At 64.2% G+C, this 4,266-nt stretch carries 3 protein-coding genes and 2 pseudogenes; 4 read left to right on the top strand and 1 reads right to left on the bottom strand.

The window, feature by feature from the left end; genetic code table 11:
* The 4 genes and pseudogenes from DMP15_RS30050 to DMP15_RS30040 all read left to right on the top strand — a co-directional run.
* The coding region (locus tag DMP15_RS30050) for a hypothetical protein (protein ID WP_337827006.1) at positions 1-401 on the top strand (401 nt) is incomplete at its 5' end.
* Between the two features lie 2,213 nt (positions 402-2,614).
* A pseudogene (locus DMP15_RS30045) lies at positions 2,615-2,974 on the top strand (amidohydrolase family protein); the annotation flags it as partial.
* The gene (locus tag DMP15_RS30505) at positions 2,908-3,447 is read left to right on the top strand and encodes an amidohydrolase family protein (RefSeq protein WP_443217725.1); all 540 of its coding nucleotides are present in this window, start codon (positions 2,908-2,910) and stop codon (positions 3,445-3,447) included. The pseudogene DMP15_RS30045 and the gene DMP15_RS30505, both read left to right, overlap by 67 nt.
* Positions 3,386-3,805 (top strand): amidohydrolase family protein, encoded by a 420-nt coding sequence (locus DMP15_RS30040; RefSeq protein WP_337827004.1) that lies wholly within the window; start codon positions 3,386-3,388, stop codon positions 3,803-3,805. The genes DMP15_RS30505 and DMP15_RS30040 overlap by 62 nt, the downstream gene beginning before the upstream one ends.
* An 87-nt stretch (positions 3,806-3,892) precedes the next feature.
* On the opposite strand, the pseudogene DMP15_RS30035 reads toward DMP15_RS30040, so the two are convergent.
* A pseudogene (locus DMP15_RS30035) lies at positions 3,893-4,266 on the bottom strand (hypothetical protein); the annotation flags it as partial.

Genomic DNA, 4,266 nt, shown 5'->3' with positions numbered 1-4,266 from the left:
CGAAGGCACCCCTTGAAGGTGGCGGGGCTCGGAAAGTTACGGAGGTGATCGCTTGGCTACGCGAACACGGCTATGAGCTGTCGGCCTCTCACCTTTCCGAACTGCGGCGCGGTATCAAGATCAACCCCACCATGCGAGTCATCGACGGTCTCGCTCGATTCTTCGCGGTCCGCGTCGGCTTCCTGCATGGTGACCCGGACGCGGTCCGCGACGTCATCGCCGAACTCCGACTTCGTCGGGCCCTGCGTGAAGCGCAGGTAACCGATATCGCCGCGCGGGTTGCCGGGCTCGACCCGGCTCAGCGCCATGCAGTAGCTGACTTCATCACACAGATGGTGTACGAGCAGGGTTCCGGCTCGACGGGGGCTGGCTCCTCCCCGGCGGGTGGCGCCAATGCATAACCGGTCTTCGTTCGCTCCGCTCGAACCCTCCCGCACCGAAACCAACTAATGAGCTGTCCTCCAGCCGGCACCCTGGGCGGTGCCTCCGACGGGTTATCTGTCCGAGTCACGCGCCTCTTCAGCCTGGTTCGAGTACCCGTCGAAGCAGAAACACCCCCCTTCTGGCAGCCTTTAGACGACCACCTCAGAGAGAGGCTTCGGCTCGGTACGTCACTGAACGAAGCCGAACAGGTGCTGGCGTCGCATCTGAATTCCGCAGTCGAAGATGGCGCGCTGTCTACCCGACAGCTGAACGCTGTCCTGCAGCACCTGGGTGCACCGGCCAACTATTTCGACCTGGCGCAGCCGCGATATGAAACTGAGACGCAGCTTCTACTGACGCAGTTAGAACACATGGGTATCTCCGCATTTCGACTGTGCAGGGCGCACGTGCGTGAATTCGACCGGGTAGCAGCCCTGCAACTGCTGGTCGATGTGGCGACCGGGGTGGCCCCTCGGTCTCGCGAAATTGACTCCGCCCAGTAGGATCTTGGAGCAAAGGATGCCAGGACGGACGGTGACGAACTCTGTGAACGAGCGCCAGCTCCGTAGCCAGGCCAGAAAGTTGCTGCGCAACCTGGGGTATCGCCGGACTCCTCCACCGGCCGAGCTGTGTCGTGGCTTATCGGGCCAGCTCGGCGTCCCGATCGACCTAGCGGCAGAAGTCTTCCGACTGTCAGATCGTTCGGCTGCGTCATACCGTTTCCCGACAAATACCTCATCACGTACCTGACTGATCTGTCGGTCGAGCGTCAGAACTACACGATCTACCACGAAATCGCCCACATCTCCTCGGGCATCTCGACGCAAGTGGAACCGGCACTCCGATGCTGTGCGGTTCCCTTCTCGTCGATCGAGACGCTCCACCGAGCGGTTCTCACTATGACCAGCACGCCGAATGGGAGGCTGAGACGTTGGGAGCCATACTCTCGGACTGGTCAAAGCTGCCTATCCGGGCCAGCTGGGCTGACCTGGGACGTACAGGCGAAGCGCTCGGAAGCGCTTTCGGCGGCCGGGGCGTGTGAAGCTCGGTGCCGACTCTCTTGACCATCGCATGCGGTGTGGCCTTCGTATGGACTCTTACGCATGCGGTTCGATCACCCGCGTCGCTCGATCCCTGGGCAGGAGTACTCTTCAGTGCCGGGTCTCGGATTGATGGTGCTCCTGGACGGGAGGGGCTTCTCCGGATGGGTCGACGCTGCAGTCGGCCCCAACACAGCAGGCTGCATACGCAATCTCGTTCTAGTGGGCGCTTTCGCGTCGATGCAGTTCTTCTATCTCCGCAAAAATTGCCGAATACCGCCCACGTCAACGGCGCTACGCTGAAGCGGTCGCACTACTTGTCACAGTGGCTGCAATCCTCATCACGCCACTCTTCGTGAAGCCGCCCGTTCAGCTTGCAGTTCACAAATGCGAACATCCAGCACCCGCCCGTGCTAGTGTTCTTCCTTACTGTAAGCGCCTACCTCGTTTACGCCTGCCTCACGCAGATCGTGTGGTCCAGTCGCGACATCCTCCCCTTGTACCGGGAGCGGGCATGGGATTTTCTTGTCGTGGCTGTCTCGCTCACTGTTGGCTGCAGCTGCTACCTCATCCTGCTAGGCGCTCGTATCACGTACTACTGGCAAGCGCTAGTCGGGGCGCACATCTCCATCAACTTCTGGTCAGGAGGGTTACTCCTGATCCGCACAGCAGTGCTGGCTATGCTCCTTGCCGTCATTTACCCGGCCGCCGTTTGATGATATCCGCCGCGCGCTCCATCGTGCCGGGCAGCTGCTGGGCTACGTACGGCTAGGCTCCCTGGACTCGGTGGTCCGAGCTGTCTACCCGGAGCTCGTCAGACCTGACACCCCGGCCGGCAGCAGCGATACCGCGGAGGAGGGGCGGCGACGCTGGCCGTCGCGGCTGTCCTGCGAGCTGCGCGAGGGCGCGTTGTAGCGACGGGTACACGCGTATGTACAACGTCTATGCGGGGTACAACAGCGACCAACGAGCTAATGTGGCAATTGCGGTGAACGAGCTTCGGCAGATGCCTGACGATCTCCCGGAACGTGCACGAACCGGGCAGGCCGGGCCGCTCATGGAAGTATCCAGGTGGCTACGTAGACGGCGTGTTCCGCAGGTGATATCGGAACAGCACGTCAAGCATACGGACTAACAGAGGACCGGGAGTAGTGGCAACAATCTATGTGGGGGACCGGCTCATCTCGGCCGGGCAGATACTGCCCGACGGTCGGGATGCGGTGCTCGTCTCACGTGGCCGCATCGAGGCCGTAGGGAAGGCTGCAGAGCTCATCGCCGCCGCCCCCGAGGCGTCGGTCTCGCGGTTCGCCGGCTACAGCATCACGCCCGGTCTGATCAACAGCCACGTGCACCTGGCCGGTGACTGCAGCACGTCGTCGTTCGCCACTCTGTGCTCCGGCGCGCCGGACGAGGTACGGGCGGTGATCCGAGGCAACGCCCGCGCATGCCTGCGGGCGGGCTGCACGACCGTGCGGGATCTCGGCGACGCCCGGGGCTACGTCGCCCGATTCCGGGACGCGACGCAGATGTGGACGGCGTACGCCCGCGGATCCTGTCCGCAGGTTCTCCGCTCACGATTTCCGGCGGACACTGCTGGTATCTCGGCGGGATCGCCGATACAGCCACGGAAATCCGCGACGCCATTGATCGCGCAGCCGAGACCGCCGACCTCATCAAGATCATGGCGGGCGGAGGCTACGTGACATCGGAGGGGCCCACGCCCTTCGACGCGCAGTACTCCACGGAGCTCCTCCGAGTCGCTGTCGACCACGCGGCGCACTACGGCCTCACAGTCGCAGCCCACGCGCACGGAACAGAAACCGATCGTCCGGTGCATCGAGGCCGGAGTTCACACGATCGAGCACTGTGGGTGGCGGTCCGGGCCCGGAAAGCGGGACCAGAACGACTGGGCGGTCCGGCAGATGGCCCAGCAGGGATCGGCCGCCGGCGACACGACCCCCGCCGTGTGGCGAGAGATTGCTAAACACGTCACGACGCCCGATTACCAGTACGGTGGCCAGCTGACCTGGATGGCCGAGAACGATGTGACGATCCTGGTCGGGACGGACTCCGGAGTTCCTGGCACAGCGTTCGATCAGCTGACGCTGAGCATGGAGCTCTACGAAGAACTCGGCTTCACGCGCAGCAGCATCATCGACATGGTCACCACCGGGGCAGCGCAGACCCTGGGGCTCGGCGACGAGACAGGAGACCTCAGGGCGGGGCTGGCCGCGGACCTGCTCATCGTCACCGGCAATCCGCTCGACGACCTCGGCGCGCTACATCGTCCGCACCGGGTCGTCGTCCAGGGCGCCGAGTACTCCCAGGACGAGCTCGACTGAGGTTGTGTGCGGGCCGGTCTCGTCCCTGCTGACCGCTCTGATTGGTCTTGGACCGGGGGATCACCAACACGGCCCGGCTCGTAAGGGTCATCTCGCCGCGGCCAGCGCCGCCCGGAGTTTCTCAACCCGGGCCAGGGTCGTGCGGAGGCGGTGGCGATGGTCCAGGGCCAGCGTCGACGGATGCGCTCGCAGCTCGGCTGCCAGTAGACCGGCCAGCGCAAACGTGGCCGGTGTGAGGACGTCGTCCTGGTAGTCGACAGCGAGTTCGTCCGCCCAGTCTCGGATGTCGTCGGCCGCTGTGTCAGCGTGGTTGTCGTCGGGCGTGGTCTGTTCAGCGCCTTCGGTCTCGCGCAACAACCATCGGGCGTGCCCGACAAGCGCGAGGAGCACCGGCCGGACCTCGCCGCGATGGTGATCGAGCCAGGACTGGCCAGCGTCGCGCTGGCGAGCACCGCGGCGGG

The organism is Pseudonocardia sp. UM4_GMWB1, assembly GCF_017312155.1.
Taxonomy (GTDB): domain Bacteria; phylum Actinomycetota; class Actinomycetes; order Mycobacteriales; family Pseudonocardiaceae; genus Pseudonocardia; species Pseudonocardia alni.
This window is presented reverse-complemented; position numbering and strand designations above follow the sequence as displayed.